Origin of the sequence: Nocardia sp. CY41 (assembly GCF_009829325.1) — a bacterium.
GTDB lineage: Bacteria > Actinomycetota > Actinomycetes > Mycobacteriales > Mycobacteriaceae > Nocardia.
This window is the reverse complement of the sequence record NZ_VUOS01000020.1, coordinates 138,430-162,955: the sequence shown is the minus strand read 5'-3', so window position 1 is coordinate 162,955 and position 24,526 is coordinate 138,430. Positions and strand designations below refer to the sequence as shown.

Genomic DNA, 24,526 nt, shown 5'->3' with positions numbered 1-24,526 from the left:
CGACCCGACGCGCGGGCCCGCCGGACTCAGTCGGGTTTGCCGAACTGCTCGTGGCGGCCGAGGGAGCGAAGGTGGAACCATTCGCGCAAGCCGGCCGGATCGCGGCGAGTGACGAGAAAGAACCAGGAGAAACGGACCCATTCCTGCGGAAGCAGTTTCCGCATGCCCGGCTGGGACATCAGGTAGCCCCGGTTGCGGTAGGTGAAGTAGCGCTTCACCGGATCGTCCGGGTACTGCGTGTGCATCCGGCCGCCGAGGATCGGCTTGAACTCGGCCGCGCCGTTGGGATGCAGGTACGCCGTCTGCAGGCAGGTGCCGAACGGCAGCCCGGAGCGCACCAGCCTGCGATGCACCTCGACCTCGTCACCGCGCACGAACAGGCGCAGGTCCGGCACCCCGATCACGTCGACCGCGCGCGCGGAGATCAGCGCGCCGTTGAACAGCGAGGCGATGCCGGGCAGGAAATCGTCGTCGCCGAGTTCCGAGCGCAGCCGGCGCCAGACCACGCCGCGGCGCAGCGGAAAGGCGAGGCGGTCGGGTTCATCGATATCGCAGACCACGGGTGAGACCTCGACCAAGCTGTGCCGGTTCGCGCAGTCCAGCAGCGTGGACAGCACGTCGGGGCCCTCGGGTCTGCCGTCGTCGTCGGCGAGCCACACCCAGTCCGCGCCGATGCTCAACGCGTGCAGCATGCCGAGCGCGAATCCGCCGGCGCCGCCGAGGTTGTGCGCCGATCCCAGGTAGGTGGACTCCACCGGCTGATCGCGTACCAGATCGGCGACCTCCGGCTCGTTGCCGTTGTCGATCACGATCAGGTGATCCACCGGGCGGGACTGGGAGGTGACTACCTTCAGCGACTCCGCGAGCAGTTCGCGGCGCTTGTGCGTGACGACGACGGCCACGATCCGCTGCTGCGCACCAGCGTCCGTTCCAGCGAGTTCGGTCCCGGTCGGCTCACTCATGCTGCGGCCTTTCCCGCGCGAGCGGGACCTTCCGTGGTCACGCTTCGCCGCCGCCTCCGGGCCTGACCGCTCATGCTTGATTCCGCTCCAATTCTCGCTGGTCTGTTCCGGCCCGTTCGGCTTCCATTTCACGCAGCACGGTCGCGACGTGATTCCCCGCTTCCGGCCCCTCGTAGGCTCGCACCACCTCTTCGATGCCCCCGCGCAACCGGATCTGGCCGTGGTCGATCCACAGCGCGGTATCGCACAGTTGCGCGAGGAATTCGTTGGAGTGGCTGGCGAAAACCAGGATGCCGGACCGTGCGACCAAGGACTGCAACCGCAGCCGGGCCTTCTTCATGAATTCCGCGTCGACGGCGCCGATGCCCTCGTCGAGCAGCAGGATTTCGGGATCGATCGAGGTGACCACGCCCATCGCCAGGCGCACGCGCATCCCGGTGGAATAGGTGCGCAGCGGCATGGACAGGTACTCGCCGAGTTCGGTGAAATCCGCGATCTCATCGATCTTCGACAGCATCTGCTTGCGCGTCTGCCCGAGGAACAGGCCGCGAATGATGATGTTCTCGTAGCCGGAGATCTCCGGATCCATGCCGACGCCGAGATCGAACACCGGCGCCACCCGCCCACGGATGCGCGCGCTGCCGCGCGAGGGCTCATAGATGCCCGAAAGCAGGCGCAGCAGCGTCGATTTGCCCGCGCCGTTGTGCCCGACCAGGCCGACCCGGTCACCCTCTTTCAGCGACAGGTTGATGTCCCGCAGGGCCTCGACCACGACGACGTCGGACTGATTGCGTCCGATCGCGCCGCCCGCCTTGCCGAGGAACGCCTTTTTCAGCGACCGCGATTTGGCGTCGAAGATCGGGAATTCGACCCAGGCTTCCTGGGTCTCGATACTCACACGACTCATCGGGGCGCTCCTATACCCAGTACGGTACGCGCGAACGGTACTGCTTCATGGCCAGGATCGCGACGATCCAACCCACCAGGGTGATCGCGCCGACGACCAGCCAGTGCCGCAGTTCCTGCGGTTCGCCGAGCAACGGCGCCCGGACGATTTCGAGATAGTGGAACGTCGGCACGAGTTCGGCCAGTTTCGCGCGGTCGCCGGTGATCTGCGATTGCAAGGTCTTCGTCGTCCACATGACCGGCGTCAGCACGAACAGCATCAGCGTGGTGCTGCCGAGAATCGGCGCGATATCGCGGTAGCGCGTGCTGAAGATGCCGAACACGATCGACACCCACATGGAATTGAGGAAGATCAGCGCGATCGCCGGGATCGCCATCAGGCTGGCCACCCCCAGATGGCGCCACACGCCGAACGCGGCGAGCATCACCAGGTAGATCACCATGTTGTGGGCGAAGAACAGCAGCTGCCGCCACACCAGCCGGTAGACGTGCACGCTCAGGGCCGAAGGAAGCTGTTTGATCAGGCCCTCGTTGGCGATGAAGACCTCCGAGCCCTCCAGGATGCTCGCGCTGATCACGTTCCAGATGATCAGCCCCACCGTCACGTAGGGCAGATACTCGCGCAGCGGCTGGCCGAGCAGCGCCGCGTACAGCACGCCCATCGCCACGGCCTGCAAGCCGGTGGCGATGGTGATCCAGAACGGGCCGAGCACCGAGCGGCGGTAGCGCTGCTTGATGTCCTGCCAGCCCAGCGACAGCCACAGTTCACGCTGCGCGAAGCCACCGGCGAAGTCCTGGAACGCACGGCGGAACGTCTGGGAGTCCGGCACGATCTTCGCGACGGTGGCCCCGGCGTGCAGGGTCTGCGCCTCGGGCGTGGCCGCGCTCACCGGACGCTCCTGCGAGTCGTCGCCGGACGGCGCCGTGTGCTCGGCCGATTCGGACGGCGAGCTGTCATCTGAACGCGCTTGGTCATCGGAACCAACTGAGCTCTCTTCAGGGCGCACCGCACTCGGGTCGTTGACCGAGTCGGAGCGAGCGGCAGCGGCGGGCACGGTGCACGAGACTACCCTTGCGGCTTCGCGCCACCTCGTGGCACACGCTCACAGGTATTGGCCGGAACCGCCGGTGACGTGACTCGCCTGGCCGCCGCGCGGGTCGGCGGCGTGGATGCCGGGCGGCAACGCCCCCTGGCGCATCTGTTCGAGCTGGGCGCGCGCGGCCATCTGCTGGGCGAACAGCGCGGTCTGGATGCCGTGGAACAGGCCCTCCAGCCAGCCGACCAGCTGCGCCTGCGCGATCCGCAGCTCGGCGTCGGACGGCACGCCTTCGTCGGTGAACGGCAGGGTGAGCCGTTCGAGCTCCTCCCGCAGTTCGGGGGCGAGCCCTTGCTCCAGCTCCCGCACCGAGGACGTGTGGATCTCCTTGAGGCGATTGCGGCTGGCCTCGTCCAGCGGAGCCGCGCGCACCTCCTCGAGCAGCTGCTTCATCATGGTGCCGATCCGCATGACCTTCGCGGGCTGCTCGACCATGTCGGCGAGCGATTCGCCGGAGTCGTCCCGATCGTCCGACTTGTCCTTGTTATCGTCGGTCACCACCTGTGCGGTGAAAGGCGCCTCCGATCCGGCCGCCGCGGGGATGGCCAACGGCCTGCCGTCGGGTCCGACAACGACGATGTGGTCCGGTGCCTCGTCCGAGTGCGTCATGGTCCCTATCATGTCGTGTCCGGCCCGAACGCGCTAAGCCGGTCTCCTGGGCCGGGCGTCGCGGCACGCTCCGGCGCGCGCCGCCGGTCCGCGCCGCCGCGCGGGCCTGGCGTTCTATTCTGTTCGGGTCGTGTGGTTCGGATTTCTCGAAAGTCGGTCGCCATGCTGAGTCCCAGGTCGCTGTGCTCCCGCCACGATGTGGAGGGGAACGCGGTTACACAGGCTCGTCCGCTGCCCTTAGAGTGGCCAGCATGACTTACGACGTCGCGAGGGTTCGGGGCCTGATACCGTCCCTGGGCGACGGCTGGATCCACCTGGACCCGCAATCGGGCATGCTGGTTCCGGACGCGGTGTCCCGCGCTGTTTCGACGGGTTTTCGGACTTCCTCCTTCTCACATATCGGCCGTAACGGCGCGGCGGTGCGCAGCGCGGCGATTCTGGACGCGGCCCGTGAGGCCGTCGCCGACCTCGTCGGCGGTGACCCGGCGGGCGTCGTCCTCGGCCCCGACCGCGCCGTCCTGCTGGCCTGGCTCGCCGAATCGCTGAGCTCGCGGCTCGGCCTCGGCACCGGCATCGTGCTCTCCCGGCTGGACGACGAGGCGAACGTCGCGCCGTGGCTGCGCATCGCCAACCGCTACGGCGCGCACGTGCGCTGGGCCGAGGTGGAGATCGAGACCTGCGAGATGCCGTCCTGGCAGTTCGAGGAGCTGATCGGCCCCACAGCGCGACTGGTCGCGTTGACCGCGGCCTCGCCGATCGTCGGTTCGGCGCCCGCCGTGCGGGTGGCCGCGGACCGGGTGCACGAGGTGGGCGGCCTGCTGGTGGCCGACGCGTTCGGCGCCGCGCCTTACGCGCTGATCGACATCGATGAACTGAACGCCGACGTCGTCGCGCTGAGCGCGCCGGCATGGGGCGGTCCGCAGATCGGCGCGCTGGTCTTCCGTGACCCGGCGTTCCTGGACCGGATTCCGTCCATGTCGTTGAACCCCTACGCGAAGGGCGCCGAACGGCTCGAGGTCGGTGGACACCAGTACGCGCTGCTCGCGGGCCTGACCACCTCCATCGACTTCCTGGCCGGACTGGACGAGCGGGCGCACGGCACCCGGCGCGAGCGCCTGGAGATGTCGATCACCTCGCTGCAGGACTACCACGACCAGCTGTTCGAGCACTTGATGAGCATGCTGGACTCGATTCCCGGCCTCACCGTGATCGGCCGCGCCTCCACCCGCATCCCCACGGTCAGCTTCACGCTCGCGGGCATGCAGGCGGAGAAGGTCGCGGCCAAGCTCGCCGACAACCGGATCGGCACGGTGAGCGGCGTGCACGGCGGCAGCAGGCTGCTGGACGCGCTCGGCGTCAACGACGAGGGCGGCGCGGTGACCATCGGTCTCGCGCCCTACACCACCAAGTTCGAGATCGATCAGCTCGGCAGGGCCCTGCTGGCGCTGGAGTGAGCTGGGCTCACAGCTCCGCCACCCGCAGCACCACCTTGCCGAACACCTCGCCGGAGTTCAGCAGCCGGTGCGCTTCGGCGGCCTCCTCGATAGGCAATTCGGCCGCGATGACGGGCGCGACTGTGCCGTCGGCGATCAGCGGCCACAGCTGCCGGCGCACCTCCGCCACGATTTCCGCCTTGCTGCCGACGCCGGTCGCGGGCCGCGCGCGCACGTTGGTTGCGTGGACGGTGCCCCACTTGCGCAAGAGGACACCCAGATTCAGTTCGGCGGTCACGCCACCCTGCATGCCGATCACCACGAGGCGGCCGTGGTCGGCCAGCGCGTCCACGTTGCGTCCCAGGTAGACCGCACCCATATTGTCGAGGATGACATCCGCGCCGGGGCTGCCCGCCCCCGATCGCTCGGCGCGCACGGCGGCGACGAAGTCGTCCTCCTTGTAGTTGATCAGCACGTCCGCACCGAGCTCCGCGCAGCGCGCCAGCTTCTCCGCCGACCCGGCGGTCACCGCGACGCGCGCGCCGAGCGCTTTGGCGACCTGGATGGCGTGCGTGCCGATCCCGCTGCCGCCGCCGTGGATCAACAGCAGCTGGCCGGACCGCAGGTGGGCGGTCATCACCAGGTTCGACCACACCGTCGCCGCCACTTCGGGCAGCCCCGCCGCCGCGCCCAGATCGAGGCCGTCCGGGACCGGCAGCACCTGAGTCGCGGGCACCACGACCCGTTCGGCGTAACCGCCGCCGGACAGCAAGGCGCAGACACGATCGCCGACCGCCCACTCGCGCACTCCGTCACCGATCTCGGCGATCACACCGGAGCATTCGAGGCCGAGCAGCGGGCTGGCTCCGGGAGGGGGCGGATAGTAGCCCTGACGCTGCAACAGATCGGCCCGGTTGACGCCCGCCGCGGCCACTTGGATCAGCACTTCGCCGTGCCCGGGCTTCGGGTCGTGCACCTCGGTGAGGGACATGACCTCGGGGCCGCCGGAACCTTTCAGATCAATCGCGCGCACCGTGTCATAGTGCTCCGCGCGCACCGACGGCTGTGTGCTGCCCCCCGCGTCGGCACGCCCGACCGGAACACGGAGGGAAACACTCGCGCAAACGCAATCCGGCAAGCGGCCTGCGGTGACCGGCGTCACGGACTACCGTTCCGGTGGTGAGTGGCGGCTTCATCGATTTCCAGAACGAGATCTACTTGGGTGGGCTGGGTGGTTCGACACCCGAGTGGCCGATGACCGCCGCGGGTTTGGAGTCGCTCGCACAGCAGAGATTGGATCCGGCCGCTTTCGCGTATGTCGCGGGCAGCGCGTCTGCCGAACGTACCGCCGCGGCCAATCGATCCGCCTTCGATCGGTACCGCATCCTGCCGCGGATGCTGCGCGGCTCCACCGGGCCCGGCGCACGCGATCTGTCCGTCGAAGTGCTCGGCACGAAGCTGGCGGCGCCCGTGCTCACCGCGCCGATCGGTGTCCTCGAACTGCTGCACGAGGGCGGCGAGGTGATCGCGGCCGAAGTGACCGCGGAGCTCGGCATCGGGACCGTGCTGTCCACCGCGGCCTCCTCGACCATCGAAGACGTCGGCGCGGCGGCCGGTGCGTGGTGGTACCAGCTGTACTGGCCCGCCGACGACGAACTGGCCTGTTCCTTCGTCCGGCGTGCCGAGCGAGCCGGGGCCTCGGCGATCGTGGTCACCGTGGACACTCCCACCCTCGGCTGGCGGCCGCGCGACTTGGAACAGGCCCACCTGCCGTTCCTGCACGGCAAGGGCATCGCCAACTATCTGTCCGATCCGGTGTTCCGGGCCAAGCTGCCCGCCGCGCCGGAGGAGAGCGAGGAAGCGATGCGGACGGCCATCCTCACCTGGGTGGGGCTGTTCGGCAATCACACGTTGCGGCCTGCCGATCTCGCCCGGCTGCGCGAGTGGACCGACCTCCCGATCGCGGTGAAAGGCATCCTGCATCCCGACGACGCGCGCCAGGTGGTGGACGCCGGCGCGGACGCCGTGGTGGTGAGCAATCACGGCGGCCGCCAAGTGGACGGCTCGATCGCGGCGCTGGACGCGCTCCCGACGGTGGTCGCCACCGTCGGCGACCGCGCCGATGTGCTGTTCGACTCCGGGCTGCGCACCGGTTCGGACGTGCTCGTAGCGCTGGCCTTGGGCGCGAAAGCGGTGCTGTACGGTCGGCCGTGGGCCTACGGTCTCGGCTTGGCGGGGGCCGCGGGCGTCCGGCACGCGTTGCGGGCGCTGCTGGCCGATTTCGAGTCCGCGCTCGGTCTCTCCGGATGCACCAGTCCGGCCGAGGTGAACCGCGCACTGCTGTCCACGGTGCGCTGACCTGCGAGAGTTGCCCATTTCCGCAGTTCGCCACGCATAGAATGGCCACCGTGCATCCCGAACCGAGCGGTCGCGTCCTGGCCGAGCCACGCTGGCTCACCCCGGCGCAGCAGCGCGCGTGGCGCGCCTACATGGACGGCCACCAGCGTTTGATGACGGCGCTGAATCGTCAATTGCAACGGGACAGCGACCTGACCGTCGCCGAATACCGCATCCTGGTCCTGCTCTCCGAGGCGCCCGACCGCTCGCTGCGGATGAGCGAGCTGGCCGACGGCGTGCTGTCCTCGCGCAGCAAACTGACCCATCAGATCCGGCGGCTGGAGGCACAGCAGATGGTGCGCCGCAACACCTGCCTGGAGGATGGCCGCGGCGTGCTGGCCGAACTCACCGACGAGGGCTTGCGCCGACTGCAAGCCGCCGCGCCCGGCCACGTGGAAGCCGTCCGCCGCCATTTCATCGATCTGCTCGCCCCGGCCCAGCTCGACGTGATCGGCGAAGTCTTCGGACGCGTCGACGAGGAAATCGGCAAGCACCCCGGCTGACTCGTCCGCTACGATCGTGTCCCTGGAGACGTGGCAGAGCGGCCGAATGCACTCGCCTTGAAAGCGAGCGTCGCGAGAGCGACCGGGGGTTCAAATCCCTCCGTCTCCGCCAGTGAAGGTCGCGAATAGTTTTGGACTTTCTCGACTCCGCGGAGAACACCGGTCGACCACCGGAAGCATCGGGGGGATGTCGGGGCCTCCGCCCTCGACACCCCGCTGGGAGCACTGCCTCACCGACGTACGCGGCAACTCGGGCTCGACGGTCGTGAACAAACGCGGCTTCCGCGACACCGCGATGGACGCGGCAGCCCGAACCCCCGTCCGGGCGCGACGGCCCGGAGCTGACCCGCGGTCTTCTGCGCGCCGTGGCACCTCAGTGGTGTTCCACCGCCGTCCCGGGAGCGGCGAAGGGCCGTTCAGTGTCCTACAGTGAACGGCCCCTTCCGGAAGTTCAGTGGTCGGTCTTCGAGTTCAGATGCAGGGCAAGGGCGGTGATCCAGACCCACATCGAGATGCCCGGTAGCAGGAACAGCAGGTACTTCGTGGAGGTGTCCACCACGGCTCCGGCTACTCCGTAGGCTGCCATGGAAATCGGTACCGCCCAGGTGAACCAGGCCCAGACGCGCAGCCCTCTGGCCATGAACCAACCTGCGATCAGCACGATCGCGCCGATGAGGAAGACGGAACTGGCCGTGCGAGAGGCCATCAGGAGCATCCCATGCCAGGTTGTCGACTCCGATACCGTTCCTTGCGGGAAGCCGATCACCGGGTCGGCAGTGAATAGGCCGCTACAGATATATGCGACGCCGTACAGCCCGAACAGCCGCGGCGCCCACCGTCCGGCTCGGCCGTCGCGCAAGACACGGCTGACACCGACCGCGAACAGGATCATCAAGACCCCCGCCACTCCGTAGTTGAGGCGATGGATCCAGCCGAGATCGCCGGTCGACAACACGTTGTAGCGGTGCTGCGTCGGGTCGAAGCCCGCGCGGGTCGTCGCCTCGATCGCGGTAACAGCGATGTAGAGCGGACCAGCTACTGCTCCGCAGGCCAGCAACGCACCAGTTCGAACCGCGGTCGGTGTCTTCTGCTCGATGATCATCTCTATCTCTCCGTTTCGACGCGTGCCCATACGCTAGGGCGCGCGCTGACATCGGGTATTGGAGAAATTTGACCCCTAGCCGAGCAGGTACAGATCATCGAAGCGCTGTGCTGTGCGGCTCAGGCCGACAGGTGTCGTGCCGGTGAACTCGCGGACCTCGTTGATGAGATGGGCTTGATCGAAGTAGCCGCATGCCGCGGCGAGTTCCCCCCAGTCGGGATTGTCGGCGCGCCGCGCGAGTTCGCTGAAACGCTGGAATCGCAGTATCCGGCTCAGGTGCTTCGGCGTCATCCCGACTTCACGCGTGAACACCTGGATGAACCGGCGGGGGCTGAGTTCCACGCTCGACGCCACGTCGCCGACCGTGCGACCAGGCTGGGCAAGCTGCTGAAGTGCGAACGGCATCGCGCGATGCCCCGGAACATGATCCGGCAGCCGGGACCGCAACGCTGCTGTCATGATGGCGAATCGCTCGGCCGTCGTGGATGCCGCGCAAAGGCGCTCACGCAACTCGATAGCCGAACGCCCCCAGAGTGCTTCTAGATCAACGTGTCTATCGGCGAGCTCTCCCGGTGGCGCGGCGAGAAACGGCAGCGCGCCGCCCGGTTTGAAATGGACGCCCATGGCCGAAGCGAGCGCGTGATCGTCGGAGGTGACGTGCCGGCCGTAAGCCCCTGCCGCCACTATGCCTGAGTGCGCCTGCCCATTCACCCGTACGAAGTCGTCGCGCAGGTTGACCACCAGATCCAATGTTCCGCTGGGCACCAACCGTGCCGACCCCCGAGCCGGAACATCCTCCACCGCCCAGAAGTAGGCGATGAACCGTTCAAGCGGGGCCCCGGGCCGACCCCTGACAAATCGCACGCTTCCAGGATATCGGCCCTGGTCGCCCTGCTGGAGGAACCGACAGCTCACGTGAGCTGGCCGAAAACTGACGGAGAACTCGCGGTGGACACGTAGCGGAGGCGATTCGCTCGGAACCGCGGTGGTTACAGGTTCGCGTCCGCGCCGACGTCCCTGCGGACGAAGTTCGGGCGAATATCCAGGTCGGGTGGGTCGTAGTAGCGGTGGAAGGTCGGCGTCAGCCCGGACGAGATGGGCGGGTTGATCCACGACCAGTCGGTGGGGCAGGCGCGGCCCGCGGCCTCCTCACGTTTGACGTGATCGCAGAACTGCTTGGCGACGGTGTGGTGGTCGACGATGTACACGCCGGCTTTGCGAAAACTGTAGAGCACCGCGCGGTTCAATTCGACCAAGGCCTGATCGCGCCACAGGTTGCGCTCGGCCCTGGTGTCCAGGCACATCATCTCCGCGATCAGCGGCAGCATGTTGTATCGGTTGGTGTCGCTGAGATTCCGCGCGCCGATCTCCGCCCCCAGATACCAGCCGTTGAACGGCGCGAACGGGTATGTCATGCCGCCGACCTCGAGATTCATGTCGGAGACCGCGGGTAAGGCGTGCCAGCGCAGGCCGAGACCGGCGAACCATTCGAACTCCGGATGTTCGAGTTCCACCTCCTGCGCCAGCTCTGGCGGGATGTCGAACCAGCGTATCGGCTCGTCCGGCGTGCTGATCAGCAGCGGAAGGATGTCGAAAGGCGTTCCGGCACCCCGCCACCCGAGCTTCGTCGCCAACTCGGTGAGCTCGACGTTGGCGGCGTCACCGGTCACCGTGCCGTCCCCGTTGCGATAGCCCGCGTAGCGGATGATCTGCGGGCTGACGATGCGGAACTCGCGTCCGTCCGGCTGCCGCGGCGGCCCCACGGTGATCATCGACTGGATGGCGCCGCCGTTGGTGGCCATGTGCAGGTGCTGCCAGCAGACCTCGGCCAGATCGCGCGCCGTGCGCACCCGCCGGGCGTCGAGCAATTTCAACGAGCGCCAGTGTTTGCGGCCCACGCAGCGGGCGTGATTACGCCACGCGAGTTTGGCTCCGATCAGGATCTCCTCGGCGGTCTGGAGATAGGTGCCGGTCATTTCGAGCTGCTCCAGCGCGCTGCGCCTGCGCTGGGCGCTCAGGTGCGCCAGTTCGGGCAGCCGGAAGAACTCGTCGCACTCCCGCATTCGGCGTTCCAGATCGGGAAGGCGAGTCGTGTTCGATTCGTGCTCGAGCGAGCAGGCGGGTGACACTGGATTCACGGTTTTCTCCGTCGGGCATGGATCCTGCGGTGGAACAGAAGAATCGAGCAGAGAATTCGCGCCGGTACCGCCGGCGTCGCGGGGGTCCTCGAAGGCGCACGGGGACGATGCCACGAAATAGCCTCCGCGCACGCCTCGCCGGGATGACGGAAGGACGGTCGCGGCTGCGAACCGGGCGTCCGGTCCGCATCGCGCGGCGAAGCGCGGCGCGGTGACCTCGACGCCGGCGGTGCGAATACCCGGTCATGCCCGTCCTAGTTCGATACCCGGAAAAGGCCCGGCGCTCAGCGTACGACCGGTGTGCTGATGGTGTGCCAAGATTTGCTGGATTTGCTGGATCGGCCCGAGACGCGAACCGGAACAAGCGGTGTCCAGTATCGTTGACCGGGTCTGCTTTTCGGGGGTGAGGGGTTCGCTCGTGCGCAGTGTCATCGGTATGGCCGTCACCGTCGTCGCCCTGCACATCCTCGGCTGGGGGACGCTTCTGCTGTTCGTCGCGCCGAATCACTATGTGATCGAAGGTTCGGTGTTCGGCGTCGGCCTCGGAGTGACGGCGTACACGCTCGGTATGCGGCACGCGTTCGACGCCGACCATATCGCCGCGATCGATAACACCACCCGAAAATTGGTGGCGGAGCTCGGGAAGCGGAAAGTCCAGACGGTCGGCTTCTGGTTCGCGCTGGGCCACTCCACGGTGGTATTCGTGCTCGTGGCGTTGCTCGCGTTCGGCGTGCGAGCACTGGCGGCCGGCTTGGCAGACGAGGATTCGGCCCTGCAACGCTGGACGGGGCTGTGGGGCACCAGCGTCTCCGGCGCGTTCCTCATCCTGATCGGCCTGCTCAATCTGGCGTCACTGGTGGGGATCTGGCGGGTGTTCCGGCAGCTGCGCCGCGGCGAGTACGACGAGGCGCAGCTGGAAAGGCAGCTGGACAGCCGGGGCCTGCTCAACCGGGTGCTGCGGCCGGTGATCGGCCTCGTCCGCAGGCCTGGGCACATGTATCCGGTCGGCGTGCTGTTCGGCCTCGGCTTCGACACGGTCACCGAGGTCGGGCTGCTGGTGATCGCGGGCGGCGCGGCGGCCACCGGGCTACCCTGGTATGCCATTCTGGTGCTGCCCGTGCTGTTCTCGGCGGGCATGGCGCTGTTCGACTCGCTGGACGGCTCGTTCATGAGCTTCGCCTACGACTGGGCCTTCGCCGGGCCGGTGCGCAAGATCTACTACAACCTGGTGATCACGGGGCTGTCGGTCGCGGTGGCACTGCTGATCGGCGGGCAGGAGATCCTCTCGATCTTCGCCGAGCGGCTCGAAGTGGAATCGGGCGTCCTCGCCTGGATCGGAAATCTGGATTTGGGCGATCTCGGCTTCATCATCGTCGGGCTGTTCGTGCTCACCTGGGCGGTCGCCCTCGCGGTGTGGCGTTTCGCCGGTGTGGAGCGGCGCTGGCAGGACGGTCTGGCCGCACGGTGAGCGCGGTTGTACTCCTCGACCGGACAACGGGCTTCGGCCCACCCTCGATGTCTCTGGCAGGATGGTTCGCATGCTGTGTCGCCGCGGGGTGCGGCGTTGGCTTTCCAGCGCCTTGATCAGTGCCGCACTCGTCTCCGGTGCGGTGTCCTTCGGTGCCCCGCAGGTCACGGCGGCGCCCGGCAAACCGCCGCCGGTGAATACCGGTTCCGCCGACGGCCCCGGCCCGGCCGAGCCCACCAGTAAGCAACCGTCCACACCTCGGATCGAGGGCATCGAACCGATCAATGATCGATGGCTGCGTGTGTACGTCGCCTCCCCCGCGATGAGCCGGGTGGTAGAGGTGCAGGTATTGCTGCCGCGCGACCAGTCGCGCCCGCGTCCGACCGTGTACATGCTCGACGGCCGCAGCGCAAGCCCCGACAGCAACAACTGGACCGAACTCGGGCACGCCGACCGCTTCTACGCGGACAAGGATGTCAACGTCGTGCTCACCGTCGGCGGCCCGGCCAGCTTCTACACCGACTGGCAGCAACCCGACCCGGTGCTCGGGACCAACAAGTGGGAGACGTTCCTGACCAAGGAGCTGCCCCCGCTGATCGACGCGAAGTTCGACGGCAACGGCACCAACGCGGTCATGGGCGTCTCCATGGGCGCGGAGGCGGCGATGATGCTGGCGTTCCGGCAGCCGACGCTCTACAAGGCGATCGCGGCGCACAGCGGCTGCTTCTCGATGGGCACCGACATCGGCCAGGCGCAGGCGCGCGCCGTGGTGGCCACCTACATGGGCGAGCCGGACAACATGTTCGGCAAACAGGACGACCCGGCCTGGCTGGCGCACGACGTCACCCTGCACGCGGACGCCTTGCGCGGCAAGACGATCTACCTGTCGGTGGGCAGCGGCCTGCCCGGCGTGCACGACGTACCCGGCACACCGAACGTCGACCTGCCCAGCGCCATCACGTTCGGCGGGCCGCTGGAGGCCGCCACGAACGCCTGCACCCGGCGGCTCACCGATCGGCTGCGGTCGCTCGGCATCCCGATCACCGCCCACTTCCGGGCCACCGGGACGCACTCCTGGCCGTACTGGGAGGACGAGCTCGCGCTCTCCTGGCCGACGATCGCGCCCGCGATCGGGGTCCGCTAACCCAGGAACCGGGCGAGCACCTCCGGCTCACCGGCGAAGCTCAGGAAGAGATCGTTCTCGTGCGGGTCGCCGATGGTGACGCGCACCCCGTCGGTTCCGTACGGACGCACCAGCACCCCGGCCGCCGCGCTGGCCTCGCCGAATTCGGCGCTGCGCGCCCCTAGCGGCAGCCAGACGAAGTTCGCCTCGCTCGGCGGCACCGGGTACCCCAGCGCCACCAGCGCGTCGCGCACCCGTTCGCGTTCGGTGACCAGAAGGTCGGTGCGATCCAGCAATTCGTGGCGCGACTCCAGCGACGCGATCGCCGCCGCCTGTGCGAGCCGGTTCACGCTGAACGGGATATGCACCTTCAGCAGCGCCGTGATCACCGCCGGGGCGCCCACCGCGTAACCCACCCGCAGGCCGGCCAGGCCGTAAGCCTTGGAGAAGGTGCGCAGCACAACCACATTGGGCCTCGTGCGGCCGATCTCGACGCCGTCGGGGTGGTCGGCCAGCCGCACGTACTCGTAGTACGCCTCGTCCAGCACCACCAGTACGTGCGACGGCACCGCGTCCAGGAACCGGACCAGCTCGGTCTTCCCGACGGCGGTCCCGGTCGGGTTGTTCGGGTTGCAGACGAAGACCAACTTGGTCCGCTCCGTGACGGCGGCGGCCAGCGCGTCCAAATCGTGCACCTGACCCGGCGTGAGCGGGACCTGCACGGCGGTGGCGTTGCCCACCTTGGTGACGATCGGGTAGGCCTCGAACGAGCGCCACGCGAACAGCACCTCGTCGGACGGGGACGAGCAGGTGATCTGTACCAGTTCCTGGCAGAGCGCCACGCTGCCGCAGCCGACCGCGACATTGTCGTAGCCGACTCCGAGGAACTCGGCCAGCGCCGTCCGCAGCTCGGTGACCTGATTGTCCGGATACCGGTTGGCCAGCTCGGCCGCCTCGGCAATGGCCTTGGCGGCGGCGGGCAGCGGCCCGACGGTCGTCTCGTTGCTGGCCAATTTGACCGCGCCTGGATTGCTGCGGCCGGGGGTGTACGCCGGGATCGATTCGAGGTCCGGCCGGATCTGCGCTGTCACACTCCAACCCTAATCCGCGCCGTCGCCGACCTGGTCGGCGTACCGGAAATTCTCTGGGTTATAGGCCCTCACGTGCAATTTCTACCGCAGATCGGCAACTCGCCCTACGCTGGTTTCATGTCGGGCACCTACGACGATATGGCCCCGCTGCGGGGTAGCGACCAGGAAGACGAGCGGCCGACCGGCGGTGGGCAGGTGCCCATCACCGTGGTGGAGCCGGAAGGAAACGCCCGCGGCGGGATCGTGGTGCTGCACGAGTCGCGCGAGTTCACCGGCGCGTTACGCGACCTGATGAACGCGCTGGCCGGCGAGGGATGGACCGTGATCGCGCCCAAACTCTTCCATCGGGAGGACGAAGACCCCGGCGCGGGGGTCTTCGGTGACGAGCTGTTCGAGGACTTCGACGCCTGCTTCGACTGGCTCACCCGGCGCGGGGTGTTCCCCGACACCATCGGCGTGCTCGGCTTCGATTCCGCGGGCACCGCCGCCTTCCTGGTCGCGACCAACCGTCCGATCGGCGCCGCGGTGAGCGTCGCGGCGCACGGCATCACCGAGCCGCTCACCGACCAGGCCGACGCCCTCGTGCGCGCCGCTCCCCACTTGCAGGCGCCGTGGCTCGGCCTGTTCGGCGCGGACGACCCGGCCACCCCGCCCGCCCAGGTCGACGAGCTACGCGACGCGACCGCCCGCGCCGCGGTCGCCAGCCTGGTGGTCACCTACCCCGGCCTGCACCACCGTGCCGACACCTCCGAGGCCGACGACGGGGATGCGGTCGATTCGCAGACCAGAATCTTCGATTGGTTCGACAGTAACCTGCGTTGACCAGCCGTTTTGTGATCTGGACGGTAGCTCCTGTAACCTTTCTGCTCGGCGGTTCGAAAGGACCGGTGCCCTCGAAGAGAAGGCTCCAGGAGGCGTGCCAGAGCGGCCGAATGGGACTCACTGCTAATGAGTTGTCCCTTCACGGGGACCGGAGGTTCAAATCCTCTCGCCTCCGCCACACCCGGGAAACCGGGTACAACTGAAGAACACATGCGCCCGTAGCTCAACGGATAGAGCATCTGACTACGGATCAGAAGGTTAGGGGTTCGAATCCCTTCGGGCGCACACAGGTAGAAGGCCTCTCCGGTAGCAGCGGAGGGGCCTTCTCGCATCTCTGACGACACCATTGACGCGCTGTCCTCGGCAGCGCGTCCATGCCCGTCATCGCGCCCGCTGGCCGGCGCCGACCGTGCAGGTGCCTGTCGTCACGGTGATCCAGCGGTGCCGCAGGATGCGCGGCACCGTCGCCGCCGGGCGCGCGCCGCGCCGCCTCACGACTCACTGCCTGCGCCCGATACACGGCACACAGCGCTTCCGCTTCGCACCTTGCGCTGTATCGCGGTGATGCCGGGGGTGGCGCCTCACATTCGTCCGGGCTACATCGTCGGATTACTGGAAGCACAGGGTCGGCTGCCAGGTAAGCGGCCGCCGCCGAGGAATCTCGAACGGAGACCCAATGATCTCGCATGAAGCCCAGGTCAGAGCGTTCCTGGAGAGCCGCACCGACGCACAGCGGTCCAAGGACATCGATCGCCTCATGTCCTTCTATTCACCAGACGTCGTCTATTACGATGCCGTGGCACCTCTGCGGTTCACGGGTCCCGATGAAGTGCGCCGCAACTTTGTGCGATGGTTCGACGGGTACATCGGGCCCATCGGCTTGGAAACTCACGATTTGACGGTGATCACAGCTGGAGACGCGGCTTTCGCCCACATGCTGCACTTGGACTCCGGCAAGCGTCGCGGCGGGATCGACCTGCCGATCTGGGTGCGCGAGACCGTCTGTCTGCGACGGACGGACGGTGCCTGGGCGATCACGCACGAGCACATCTCGCTTCCGGTCAACCCGGCCAATTTTCAAGTCTGGTTCGCGTGCGAAAAGGACTCGCCCGCCCGAGGTGGGGGTCGATCCATATTCGGGCTGGTCACCACCAGCTTGCTCGTGCGTCTCGGCCTGCGGCCGAAACCTTCTACCGCGCATTGATGCTCACGAGTGGCACACCACTGAGGGTCTTCTCGGGCGATGCCGCAGTGGTGTGCCACTCGCGGGTCACTTCCAGGCGGGGAGGAGCGGGAGGTCGCCGGTGAGGTCGGTGCCGGGGCTGCGGCCGAGGAGCCAGGCGGCGAGCGAGGAGGCGGGGCCGGAGATGGTGTGGGTGGGGGAAGGTCCGATGGTGGCGGTGTAGTCGGTGTCGGTGGCCTGGATGGTGAAGGCGAGTGTGGTGTCGGCCGTGAGGCGGGCGAGGTCGGCGGTGGCTTGGGGGAGGATGCGGGCGACGAAAGGGGCGGGCCAGTTGGCGGGGGTGTAGGCCGCGGCGAGGTCTACGTGGTGAATTTCGACCTCTTGCAGACGCATCCACAGGACTTCCGTCGCGGGGATGGGGCGGCCCTGGCGGGTGCGGACCTGTGCTTGCCACGCGTCGTCGGTGAGGGAACGGGCGAGGCCGAGGAAACGGGTGGCGGCGGCCTCGTTGTCGGCGAGTTGCTCGGTGAGCGGGCGGGGCGCGCCCGCCGCGATGTCGGCGTCGCGCAGGAAAGCGCTGGCGTATTGCGGGATCTCGACGCCGGTGTGCGCCCACAGCAGGAGGTTCACCAGGCTGTCGGCGTTGCGGGCCAGATGCGCGAGGACGTGGCCGCGGGTCCAACCGGGGAGCAAGGAGGGCTCGGTGACGGCGCTCTCGTCGAGTCCGCGAGTGGTGTCGAGCAGGCGGGTGGTCGCCTCGGCGACGGTGTCGAGCTGCGCGGGAGTCTGTGAGGCGGTGGTCACGGTTTCGACCCTAGCGAGGCTCGACCCGGTCCGCCGCGAACGACGGGCCGGACCAGAAAACCTTGCCTACCCGCCGACGATCGCGTCGGCCTCGATCTCGACCAGCAAGGCCGGGGTGATCAAACCTTTGATCTCGTACATCGCCGTCGCGGGACGGATCTCGCCGAACACCTCGGCGTGCGCCTTGGCGACTTCGGGCCAGCGGGCGATGTCGGTGACGAAGATACGGGTGCGCACGACGTCGGCCAGACTCGCGCCCGCCTCTTCCAGGGCGGAGCCGATGCGCCGCAGGGTCTCCCTGGTCTGCTCGCCGATGTCGTCGCCGCCGACGGCGGTGCCGCCGGGGGCCGAGGCCGTGGTTCCGCTGACCGCGATGACGTTGCCGAGCCGGACCGCCCGCGAATAGCCGACGATGTCTTCGAATTCCGAACCCGAGGAGATGTTCACGCGATCACTCATGCGCGAAAGCATCGCACGGCCCTCTGGGCGGCGACTGCCGGTCCTCCACGATGACCGCGACGGCCAGGGTGATCAACCACAGGGACATGGATCCGACCTGGATGCGCTGGGCGATGCCGAGGGCGTAGTTCCCCGGCAGGTTGTCGGCCACCAGCATCCACACCGTCGCCAGCGCACCGGTCACCAGTACGATCAGCCCGAATTCGCGCAGTACCCGCCAGCGTCGATAGCGGAACGCGGCGAGGCTGAAGGCGAAAGCGGCGACCGCGATGCCGGTGACCGCCAGCGTGCTCGTCAGCGCGTGCGGCTGATGCAGTTGCGGGAACAGTGGGCTCGGGCCGCCGCATCCGCTCTCGCCGGGCGTGCAGTCACGCAGCGGTAGCAGGACGTCGGCGATGGTCGCCGCGCCGAAGCAGAACAGCGCGATCCAGCCCACGTCGGTCGGTCGGCGCCGCGGGAACGACAGCAGCCCCGTGATGGCCGCAGGCATGAGCACGGCTCCGACGATCAGGTCCGCGGTCGCGAAAACTTCGCGGTACGGCTTTCCCTCGGCGTCCAGTTCGCTGAGGAAGGTGTCGACCGGGTCGAGGTCGATGGGCAGCAGGAACTGCAGCACCCAGGACGAATAGCACAGCCCCGCGAGTGCGATCGCCGCGGCGACCAGCACCGATACCGGTCGTACGCGCCGAACGGCGTTGTCCGAGCCACCCGTCACGTCCCCATTGTGCTGATTTCTAGAGCGCGCCGGACAGCGGCGGGCCGCACACGTCACTACCATCCGGCACACAGGGTCTTGTCAGCTACGCCCGGCACGCTGGACGACAGCTGCAACTCGAGGAGGTTCCCATGCTCGGTTTCGCGACTGCCGCCGCCGGAATCGCGGTCATCACGGTGATGGTGATGTCCGGTTATCTGGCCGCACACGCTCCGCGTTCACTGGTGCGGGTCCGGCGCCGCTGACAACGTCGCCTGGACGCGGTCGGCCGCGCTGACGGGATCCTCGTGCTCCCAGACGCGGACCACGCGCCACCCCGCCGCGGTGAGCGCCGCGTCGGTGGCCCGGTCGCGGGCCACGTTGCCCGCCAGTTTGGCCGCCCACCATTCGGCGTTGTTCTTCGGATCGGTGGCGTGCTGCGGACAGCGGTGCCAGAAGCAGCCGTCCACGTAGACCGCGACGCGGCGGCGCGGGAAGACCAGGTCGGCGCGCCTGCGCTGGCCCCGGATGGGTGCGCGGTCGACGAAGTAGCGCAACCCGCGGCGATGTAGTTCCCGGCGCAGCGCGAGCTCGGGATCGGTTCCGGTGCGCCGTTGGCGCGCCATCCGTGCGCTGGTGGCCGCGTCGGTAGCCGGCCGGTTCATGCCGCCCAACCGCCCATCCGGTCCAGATGGCTTTCCACATCGGCCAGGAAGCCCGGCGGGAAACGCAGGCTGCCCATGGTGGTGCGGCGGAGGAAGCCGGCCGTCGCACGCGCGGAGAGCAACCGCGCGTCGGTGAGGAAGCCGGCCAGATCCTCGTACGGTTCGTGCACCGGCCAGGTCGAGACCGGCACGCGATAGGCCACACCGGCATGCCCCCACGCGGCGACCGGCCACGGGGTGCCCGGCGCCAGCGGCTGATCGCCGGAGACCGGCTCGAGCGGAGCGGCCAGCCGCGCGCCCACCCAGGACGCCATCCGCACGCTCACCGCGTTACCGACCAGCTTCCAGCGGTGGCCCTTCCTGATGCCCGGCAGTTCGGTCGCGGGCGCTGTCCAGCCGGCGTCGAAGCCCTGGAGGCGTTCGGCGTCGGCGATGCCGGGCGTGACGATCTCCCCGGACGGCAGCCGCACCGCGGGCGGGCTCGCGATGCCGAGCGCGGAGCCGCCCTTCAGCGTCGGCACCGCGTTCACCGCCCAGCCGAGTCCGCGCACCCCCTCGGTCCAGTAGAAGCCGCACGGGTCGATCGCGGGATCGCCGACCGTGCGGGGCCCGGCGTCCTCGCCGAACAACACCCCGCGCGGGTCCTCGGTACGCGAGGCCAGCATCACCACCCGCTGCCTGCGTTGCGGCAGCCCGAAGGCGCGGGCGTCCACCACACGGTAGGCCCAGGTGTAACCGAGTTCGTCGAGCGCGCCGGTGATGTGCCGCATGGCCGCGCCACGCCCCAGTTGCAGCATGAACGGCACGTTCTCGATCACCAGCCAGCGCGGACCGCGCTTGCGCCGCACCAGCCGGAACACTTCGTCGACCAGACCGGAGCGCGTGCCGGTGATGCCGGCGGTGCGGCCTGCCTGCGAGAGGTCCTGACACGGAAATCCCGCCGCGACCAGTTCCGTTCCCGCCGGGATCGCCCGCAGCCTGGTGATGTCGGAATGCAGCGGCACGTCCGGGAAACGGGCGGCGAGCACGCCTTGGGCCCCGGGCTCGATCTCGCACAGCAGCTCGGTATGCCAGCCGTGCCTGCCGAGGCCGAGTTCGAGCCCGCCGATCCCGGCGAACAGCCCGACCATCCGCGCGCCCGTCAACGACCTTCCCTTTCTCGCGTCCACACCGGACGCCGCCCGCGCGCCCCGTGCCCGGGGAGCAGGTTACTCGAGTCGTCCGGGCGATCCCCCAACACGCGACCATTGCCACCGGCACCTGGTACGGTCCGCGTGTCACGCCGTGCGATCGGTGCGCTTTTCCAATAATGCACAAGGGTGGTCGCACACGGACGTGATGACCGGCCGTTCCGCCTGCGCTCCAGTGCCATCCGTGCGGGCCGCCCACGATTCTGGTGGCGCGCTCGCGCATTGCTTTTGCTCGACGAAGTTCCAGAGCGACGCTAGGGAAAGTGAGCGAAACATGCAGATGCCTTCCACGAAAAACGGACGATTTCCCTCCGTGGTGGTCACAAGCCTCGCGGCGACCACGTCTCTCGCGGGTGACGTGGATTCCACGTGGAAGGGCTTGCTCAACGGCGACAGCGGCATCGACGTCCTGGACGACGCTTTCATCGACGATTTCGAGTTGCCGGTCCGCATCGGCGGGCATCTGAAAGTTCCGCCCACGGCGTATCTGGACGCGGCGGAGTCCCGCAGGCTCGCCTATGTCGAGCAGTTGGCCGTCGTGCTCGGGCGTGAGGTCTGGCGCAACGCGGGCAGTCCCGAGGTGGACAAGCACCGTCTGGCGGTGTCCATCGGCACCGGGCTCGGTGGCGCGGAGGCGATGATCCACGCTCGGGACAAGCTGCACAACGGTGGCTACCGCAAGGTGTCGCCGTACACCGTCCAGGCCGTGATGCCGAACGGCGCGGCGGCCTGCGTCGCACTGGAACTCGGCGCCAAGGCCGGGGTGACGACGCCGGTGTCGGCCTGCTCCTCCGGCGCGGAGGCGATCGCCAACGCATGGCGGACGATCGTCATGGGCGATGCCGACATGGTGGTCACCGGCGGGGTGGAGGGCTCCATCCAGGCGCTGGCGATCGCGGCCTTCTCCATGATGCGCGCGATGAGCACCCGCAACGACACGCCGAAGACCGCCTCGCGCCCGTTCGACGCCGACCGCGACGGTTTCGTCTTCGGCGAGGCGGGCGCGCTGCTGGTGCTGGAGACCGAGGAGCACGCGAAAGCGCGCGGCGCGACCATCCATGCCCGGCTGATGGGGGCCGGCATCACTTCGGACGGCTTCCACCTGGTGGCGCCGGACCCGGAGGGCACCGGCGCGGCGCGCGCGATGACGCGGGCGATGCGCACGGCCGGTCTGGCCAAGGCCGACGTCACGCACGTCAACGCGCACGCGACCGCAACTCCGATCGGGGATACGGCGGAGGCGCGCGCGATCGGCCAGGCGGTGGGCAGTCACGCGTCGGTCTACGCGCCCAAATCGGCCCTCGGTCATTCCATCGGCGCGGTCGGCGCGCTCGAATCCGTGCTGACCGTGCTCACCGTGCGCGACGAAATAGTGCCGCCCACGTTGAATTTGGACAATCAGGACCCGGAAATCGATCTCGACGTGGTGCACGGCAGCTCCCGGCCCGGCCGGGTCGATTACGCCCTGAACAACTCGTTCGGATTCGGCGGCCACAACGTCGCGCTCGCTTTCGGCCGGTACTGACCGTCAGGTGGCCGGGACACCTGCTAGCCTTCCCGACGCTTCGTTATCGACCTGTGTTCGGTGTCATTGCACGGCCCGAGTGTCTGTGCGCTGGAAAAGGATAAGGCGATGATCGACGAAACCTTCGACGACTATCTGGACGATCAGGGCAATATCAGAATTCGGGGGGACAAGACCCTGATCGACTTCGTCGACAAGCACAGCAGGGAGAACGGCGACGACCTCGCCTACCGCTTCATCGACTACTCGCGGGAAAGGGACGGCGAATACCTGGAACTGACCTGGCGGCAGTTCGGTGTGCGTCTGCGCGCGGTGGCGGCGCGGCTGCAACAGGTCACGCAGCCGGGCGACCGGGTGGCGATCCTCGCCCCGCAAGGGCTCGACTACGTCGTCTCGCTGTTCGCCGCCGTGTACGCGGGCAATATCGCCGTTCCGCTGTTCGATCCGGAGGAACAGGGTCACACCGACCGCTTGCACGCGGTGCTCGGTGACTGCACGCCCGCCGCGATCCTCACGGTCGGTTCCGCCGCGAGCGGCGTGCGGAAATTCTTCCGGCATCTGCCGCCGCCGCAGCGCCCGCGCATCATCGCGGTGGAGGCGATTCCGGACGGTGTCGGCGCCTCGTGGGTGCGTCCGGACATCAACATCGACAGCGTCGCCTACCTGCAGTACACCTCGGGCTCCACCCGGACGCCCGCGGGCGTGGAGATCACCCATCGCGCGGTGGGCACCAACCTGCTGCAGATGATCGACGCCATCGGCGTCACCGAGAATTCGCGGGGGGTCACCTGGCTACCGCTGTTCCACGACATGGGTCTACTGGCCGTGATCCTGCCGACCGTCGGCGGCGGGTTCATCACCATCATGTCGCCGAGCGCCTTCGTACGCCGCCCGTACCGCTGGATAAAGGAACTGGCCGCCGCCTCCGACGGAGCCGGGACTTTCGCGGCCGCGCCCAATTTCGCGTTCGAGCACGCCGCGGCTCGTGGCAAGCCGAAGCCGGGCGAGGAATTGGATCTGTCCAATGTGATCGGTTTGATCAACGGCAGCGAGCCGGTGTCGGTGTCGTCGATGAAGAAGTTCAACGAGGCGTTCGTGCCGTACGGGTTGCCGGAGACGGCGATCAAGCCCTGCTACGGCATGGCCGAGGCGACGGTGTTCGTCTCCGCTACCCGGGCGCAGGACAAGGCGAAGGTCGTCCACGTCGACCGGACCGAGTTGAACGCCGGGCGGATGGTCGAGGTCGCCGCGGATGCCGACAACGCCATCGCCCAGGTGTCCTGCGGATACGTCGCGCGGTCGCAGTGGGCGGTGATCGTCGATCCCGTACACGGCACCGAGCGATGTGACGGCGAGGTCGGGGAAATCTGGCTGCACGGCGAGAACATGGGCATCGGATACTGGGGCCGCCCGGAGGAGACCGAGGCCACCTTCCGCGCCGAATTGGCCGAGCGGCTGCCCGAGGGCAGTCACGCGGAGGGCGCGCCGCCGGACGCCAACTGGATGCGTACCGGCGATTTCGGGGCCTACCTCGACGGCGAGTTGTACATCACCGGCCGGGTCAAGGACTTGGTCATCGTCGACGGCCGCAACCACTATCCGCAGGACCTGGAGTTCTCGGCCCAGGAATCCAGTACGGCGCTGCGTCCCGGATTCGTCGCGGCGTTCTCGGTGCCGGCCAACGAACTACCCGCACTGGTCTTCGAACGGGGCAGCCGCTCCGGCCTGACCCTCGACGCCGAGGACGTCTCGGAGCAGTTGGTCATCGTCGCCGAGCGCAATACCGGTGGCGGCAAGGTCGAGTCGGAGTCGGTAGCCGACACGGTGCGCGCCGCGATCGCGCAGCGGCACGGCGTCATGGTCCGGGACGTGCTGCTGGTGCCCGCGGGTTCGATTCCGCGCACGTCCAGCGGCAAGATCGCCCGCCGCGCCTGCCGGGCGGCCTATCTGGAAGGCACCCTGCGCGGCGGCCACCAGCAGCAGGCGTTCCCGGACGCGCCGCAGGAGTGGGACTCCGAGACCGCGGTCGTCGGCTAGAGCCGGGTCTCGGTCTCGTACTCGAATTCCCGGACGTCGGCGCCCACGATCTGGGCGTCGAGGTCGCCCGAGGTGCCCGTGCCGCGGAAGCGTTCCACCGCGGCACGGGTCGCCCAGCGCTCGTAGACGTTCACCCGATCGGGTTCGATCAGGTCCGCGCCGAGGCTGAAGTCGAGGCAGCCTTCGGCGGCGCGGGCGAGCGCGACGACTTCCCGGCAGCTGTCGAGGTAGCGGTCGCGATCGGTGACCCGTAGACATCCGGCGACGATCAGCATGGGGGGATCTTAGATCCGCACCGCTTGACCTCGAGTTCGCTCG

General features: G+C 68.3%; 24 protein-coding genes and 3 tRNA genes. 12 read left to right on the top strand and 15 right to left on the bottom strand.

Annotated features, from left to right (window positions below; genetic code table 11):
* Positions 1-26 precede the first annotated feature (26 nt).
* The 4 genes from glfT1 to GVY64_RS22615 form a co-directional block, all read right to left on the bottom strand.
* A complete protein-coding gene (gene glfT1 / locus GVY64_RS22630) occupies positions 27-962 on the bottom strand; it encodes a galactofuranosyltransferase GlfT1 (protein WP_159844670.1) in 936 nt (311 codons plus the stop codon).
* A gap of 70 nt (positions 963-1,032) precedes the next feature.
* Positions 1,033-1,869: a galactan export ABC transporter ATP-binding subunit Wzt/RfbE gene (gene wzt, locus GVY64_RS22625; RefSeq protein ID WP_063019080.1), complete on the bottom strand. Its 837-nt coding sequence runs from the start codon at positions 1,867-1,869 to the stop codon at positions 1,033-1,035.
* 10 nt (positions 1,870-1,879) lie between these two features.
* Positions 1,880-2,758 (bottom strand): galactan export ABC transporter permease subunit Wzm/RfbD, encoded by an 879-nt coding sequence (wzm, locus tag GVY64_RS22620; RefSeq protein WP_195084983.1) that lies wholly within the window; start codon positions 2,756-2,758, stop codon positions 1,880-1,882.
* A gap of 213 nt (positions 2,759-2,971) precedes the next feature.
* On the bottom strand, positions 2,972-3,574 hold the full coding sequence (locus GVY64_RS22615) for a bacterial proteasome activator family protein (protein WP_159844667.1): 603 nt from the start codon (positions 3,572-3,574) through the stop codon (positions 2,972-2,974).
* A 251-nt stretch (positions 3,575-3,825) separates the two neighbouring features.
* Here GVY64_RS22615 and GVY64_RS22610 point away from each other — a divergent pair, with 251 nt between their 5' ends.
* Complete coding sequence (locus GVY64_RS22610; RefSeq protein ID WP_159844664.1) at positions 3,826-5,028, top strand: cysteine desulfurase-like protein; 1,203 nt, start codon at positions 3,826-3,828, stop codon at positions 5,026-5,028.
* Between the two features lie 7 nt (positions 5,029-5,035).
* Here GVY64_RS22610 and GVY64_RS22605 read toward each other — a convergent pair whose 3' ends face one another.
* Positions 5,036-6,040 carry an NAD(P)H-quinone oxidoreductase gene (locus tag GVY64_RS22605; protein ID WP_159844661.1) on the bottom strand — a complete coding sequence of 335 codons (1,005 nt, stop codon included), beginning with the start codon at positions 6,038-6,040 and terminating at the stop codon, positions 5,036-5,038.
* Positions 6,041-6,186: 146 nt separating this feature from the next.
* Between GVY64_RS22605 and GVY64_RS22600 the strand changes: the two genes are divergently transcribed.
* The 3 genes from GVY64_RS22600 (at position 6,187) to GVY64_RS22590 (ending at position 8,019) form a co-directional block, all read left to right on the top strand.
* Positions 6,187-7,365 (top strand): lactate 2-monooxygenase, encoded by a 1,179-nt coding sequence (locus tag GVY64_RS22600; protein WP_201298113.1) that lies wholly within the window; start codon positions 6,187-6,189, stop codon positions 7,363-7,365.
* 131 nt (positions 7,366-7,496) lie between these two features.
* A complete protein-coding gene (locus tag GVY64_RS22595; RefSeq protein WP_201298117.1) occupies positions 7,497-7,907 on the top strand; it encodes a MarR family winged helix-turn-helix transcriptional regulator in 411 nt (136 codons plus the stop codon).
* A gap of 24 nt (positions 7,908-7,931) precedes the next feature.
* Positions 7,932-8,019, top strand: a tRNA-Ser gene (locus tag GVY64_RS22590).
* A 339-nt stretch (positions 8,020-8,358) separates the two neighbouring features.
* On the opposite strand, the gene GVY64_RS22585 is transcribed toward GVY64_RS22590, so the two are convergent.
* The 3 genes from GVY64_RS22585 to GVY64_RS22575 form a co-directional block, all read right to left on the bottom strand.
* Complete coding sequence (locus GVY64_RS22585; RefSeq protein WP_159844652.1) at positions 8,359-9,009, bottom strand: DUF998 domain-containing protein; 651 nt, start codon at positions 9,007-9,009, stop codon at positions 8,359-8,361.
* A gap of 75 nt (positions 9,010-9,084) precedes the next feature.
* A complete protein-coding gene (locus tag GVY64_RS22580) occupies positions 9,085-9,873 on the bottom strand; it encodes a DUF6597 domain-containing transcriptional factor (RefSeq protein ID WP_328820993.1) in 789 nt (262 codons plus the stop codon).
* A gap of 125 nt (positions 9,874-9,998) precedes the next feature.
* A complete protein-coding gene (locus GVY64_RS22575) occupies positions 9,999-11,072 on the bottom strand; it encodes a nitric oxide synthase oxygenase (protein ID WP_159844854.1) in 1,074 nt (357 codons plus the stop codon).
* A gap of 511 nt (positions 11,073-11,583) precedes the next feature.
* Here GVY64_RS22575 and GVY64_RS22570 point away from each other — a divergent pair.
* A complete protein-coding gene (locus GVY64_RS22570) occupies positions 11,584-12,615 on the top strand; it encodes a HoxN/HupN/NixA family nickel/cobalt transporter (protein WP_159844851.1) in 1,032 nt (343 codons plus the stop codon).
* Positions 12,616-12,685: 70 nt separating this feature from the next.
* Entirely contained in the window at positions 12,686-13,759 is a 1,074-nt protein-coding gene (locus GVY64_RS22565; RefSeq protein WP_159844646.1) for an alpha/beta hydrolase, read from the top strand.
* Here GVY64_RS22565 and hisC read toward each other — a convergent pair.
* Positions 13,756-14,829 (bottom strand): histidinol-phosphate transaminase, encoded by a 1,074-nt coding sequence (gene hisC / locus GVY64_RS22560; RefSeq protein ID WP_159844643.1) that lies wholly within the window; start codon positions 14,827-14,829, stop codon positions 13,756-13,758. The two genes, GVY64_RS22565 and hisC, sit on opposite strands and share 4 nt — an antisense overlap.
* Before the next feature lie 117 nt (positions 14,830-14,946).
* Here hisC and GVY64_RS22555 point away from each other — a divergent pair, with 117 nt between their 5' ends.
* The 4 genes from GVY64_RS22555 to GVY64_RS22540 all read left to right on the top strand — a co-directional run bounded on the left by GVY64_RS22555 (position 14,947) and on the right by GVY64_RS22540 (position 16,855).
* Positions 14,947-15,651 (top strand): dienelactone hydrolase family protein, encoded by a 705-nt coding sequence (locus tag GVY64_RS22555; protein ID WP_159844640.1) that lies wholly within the window; start codon positions 14,947-14,949, stop codon positions 15,649-15,651.
* Between the two features lie 88 nt (positions 15,652-15,739).
* Positions 15,740-15,829: transfer RNA gene (locus GVY64_RS22550), tRNA-Ser, on the top strand.
* 34 nt (positions 15,830-15,863) lie between these two features.
* Positions 15,864-15,936, top strand: a tRNA-Arg gene (locus GVY64_RS22545).
* A 391-nt stretch (positions 15,937-16,327) separates the two neighbouring features.
* Complete coding sequence (locus tag GVY64_RS22540) at positions 16,328-16,855, top strand: YybH family protein (RefSeq protein WP_159844637.1); 528 nt, start codon at positions 16,328-16,330, stop codon at positions 16,853-16,855.
* Positions 16,856-16,921: 66 nt separating this feature from the next.
* On the opposite strand, the gene GVY64_RS22535 is transcribed toward GVY64_RS22540, so the two are convergent.
* The 5 genes from GVY64_RS22535 to GVY64_RS22515 all read right to left on the bottom strand — a co-directional run bounded on the left by GVY64_RS22535 (position 16,922) and on the right by GVY64_RS22515 (position 20,586).
* Positions 16,922-17,638, bottom strand: a complete 717-nt coding sequence (locus GVY64_RS22535; RefSeq protein WP_159844634.1) for a maleylpyruvate isomerase family mycothiol-dependent enzyme — start codon at positions 17,636-17,638, stop codon at positions 16,922-16,924.
* Between the two features lie 66 nt (positions 17,639-17,704).
* Positions 17,705-18,097 (bottom strand): RidA family protein, encoded by a 393-nt coding sequence (locus GVY64_RS22530; protein ID WP_159844631.1) that lies wholly within the window; start codon positions 18,095-18,097, stop codon positions 17,705-17,707.
* Complete coding sequence (locus GVY64_RS22525) at positions 18,090-18,812, bottom strand: DUF998 domain-containing protein (RefSeq protein ID WP_236567056.1); 723 nt, start codon at positions 18,810-18,812, stop codon at positions 18,090-18,092. The genes GVY64_RS22530 and GVY64_RS22525 overlap by 8 nt, the downstream gene beginning before the upstream one ends.
* A gap of 218 nt (positions 18,813-19,030) precedes the next feature.
* Positions 19,031-19,456: a very short patch repair endonuclease gene (locus GVY64_RS22520; RefSeq protein WP_159844625.1), complete on the bottom strand. Its 426-nt coding sequence runs from the start codon at positions 19,454-19,456 to the stop codon at positions 19,031-19,033.
* Positions 19,453-20,586, bottom strand: a complete 1,134-nt coding sequence (locus tag GVY64_RS22515; RefSeq protein ID WP_201298116.1) for a DNA cytosine methyltransferase — start codon at positions 20,584-20,586, stop codon at positions 19,453-19,455. The genes GVY64_RS22520 and GVY64_RS22515 overlap by 4 nt, the downstream gene beginning before the upstream one ends.
* Positions 20,587-20,920: 334 nt before the next feature.
* On the opposite strand from GVY64_RS22515, the gene GVY64_RS22510 reads away from it, so the two are divergent.
* Entirely contained in the window at positions 20,921-22,171 is a 1,251-nt protein-coding gene (locus tag GVY64_RS22510; RefSeq protein WP_159844619.1) for a KasA/KasB family beta-ketoacyl-ACP synthase, read from the top strand.
* Positions 22,172-22,279: 108 nt separating this feature from the next.
* Complete coding sequence (gene fadD32 / locus GVY64_RS22505) at positions 22,280-24,208, top strand: long-chain-fatty-acid--AMP ligase FadD32 (RefSeq protein ID WP_201298112.1); 1,929 nt, start codon at positions 22,280-22,282, stop codon at positions 24,206-24,208.
* Here fadD32 and GVY64_RS22500 read toward each other — a convergent pair.
* Complete coding sequence (locus GVY64_RS22500; protein WP_159844616.1) at positions 24,205-24,483, bottom strand: putative quinol monooxygenase; 279 nt, start codon at positions 24,481-24,483, stop codon at positions 24,205-24,207. The genes fadD32 and GVY64_RS22500 overlap by 4 nt on opposite strands.
* Between the last annotated feature and the right edge of the window lie 43 nt (positions 24,484-24,526).

What these genes read in the sequence shown, in the direction of transcription:
- glfT1 (WP_159844670.1), bottom strand. Translation starts at nt 962, where the DNA reads ATGAGTGAGCCGACCGGGACCGAACTCGCTGGAACGGACGCTGGTGCG.
- wzt (WP_063019080.1), bottom strand. Translation starts at nt 1,869, where the DNA reads ATGAGTCGTGTGAGTATCGAGACCCAGGAAGCCTGGGTCGAATTCCCG.
- GVY64_RS22615 (WP_159844667.1), bottom strand. Translation starts at nt 3,574, where the DNA reads ATGACGCACTCGGACGAGGCACCGGACCACATCGTCGTTGTCGGACCC.
- GVY64_RS22610 (WP_159844664.1), top strand. Translation starts at nt 3,826, where the DNA reads ATGACTTACGACGTCGCGAGGGTTCGGGGCCTGATACCGTCCCTGGGC.
- GVY64_RS22595 (WP_201298117.1), top strand. Translation starts at nt 7,497, where the DNA reads ATGGACGGCCACCAGCGTTTGATGACGGCGCTGAATCGTCAATTGCAA.
- GVY64_RS22585 (WP_159844652.1), bottom strand. Translation starts at nt 9,009, where the DNA reads ATGATCATCGAGCAGAAGACACCGACCGCGGTTCGAACTGGTGCGTTG.
- GVY64_RS22575 (WP_159844854.1), bottom strand. Translation starts at nt 11,072, where the DNA reads ATGCGGGAGTGCGACGAGTTCTTCCGGCTGCCCGAACTGGCGCACCTG.
- GVY64_RS22570 (WP_159844851.1), top strand. Translation starts at nt 11,584, where the DNA reads ATGGCCGTCACCGTCGTCGCCCTGCACATCCTCGGCTGGGGGACGCTT.
- GVY64_RS22565 (WP_159844646.1), top strand. Translation starts at nt 12,686, where the DNA reads ATGCTGTGTCGCCGCGGGGTGCGGCGTTGGCTTTCCAGCGCCTTGATC.
- GVY64_RS22555 (WP_159844640.1), top strand. Translation starts at nt 14,947, where the DNA reads ATGTCGGGCACCTACGACGATATGGCCCCGCTGCGGGGTAGCGACCAG.
- GVY64_RS22540 (WP_159844637.1), top strand. Translation starts at nt 16,328, where the DNA reads ATGATCTCGCATGAAGCCCAGGTCAGAGCGTTCCTGGAGAGCCGCACC.
- GVY64_RS22530 (WP_159844631.1), bottom strand. Translation starts at nt 18,097, where the DNA reads ATGAGTGATCGCGTGAACATCTCCTCGGGTTCGGAATTCGAAGACATC.
- GVY64_RS22520 (WP_159844625.1), bottom strand. Translation starts at nt 19,456, where the DNA reads ATGAACCGGCCGGCTACCGACGCGGCCACCAGCGCACGGATGGCGCGC.
- GVY64_RS22515 (WP_201298116.1), bottom strand. Translation starts at nt 20,586, where the DNA reads ATGGTCGGGCTGTTCGCCGGGATCGGCGGGCTCGAACTCGGCCTCGGC.
- GVY64_RS22510 (WP_159844619.1), top strand. Translation starts at nt 20,921, where the DNA reads ATGCAGATGCCTTCCACGAAAAACGGACGATTTCCCTCCGTGGTGGTC.
- fadD32 (WP_201298112.1), top strand. Translation starts at nt 22,280, where the DNA reads ATGATCGACGAAACCTTCGACGACTATCTGGACGATCAGGGCAATATC.
- GVY64_RS22500 (WP_159844616.1), bottom strand. Translation starts at nt 24,483, where the DNA reads ATGCTGATCGTCGCCGGATGTCTACGGGTCACCGATCGCGACCGCTAC.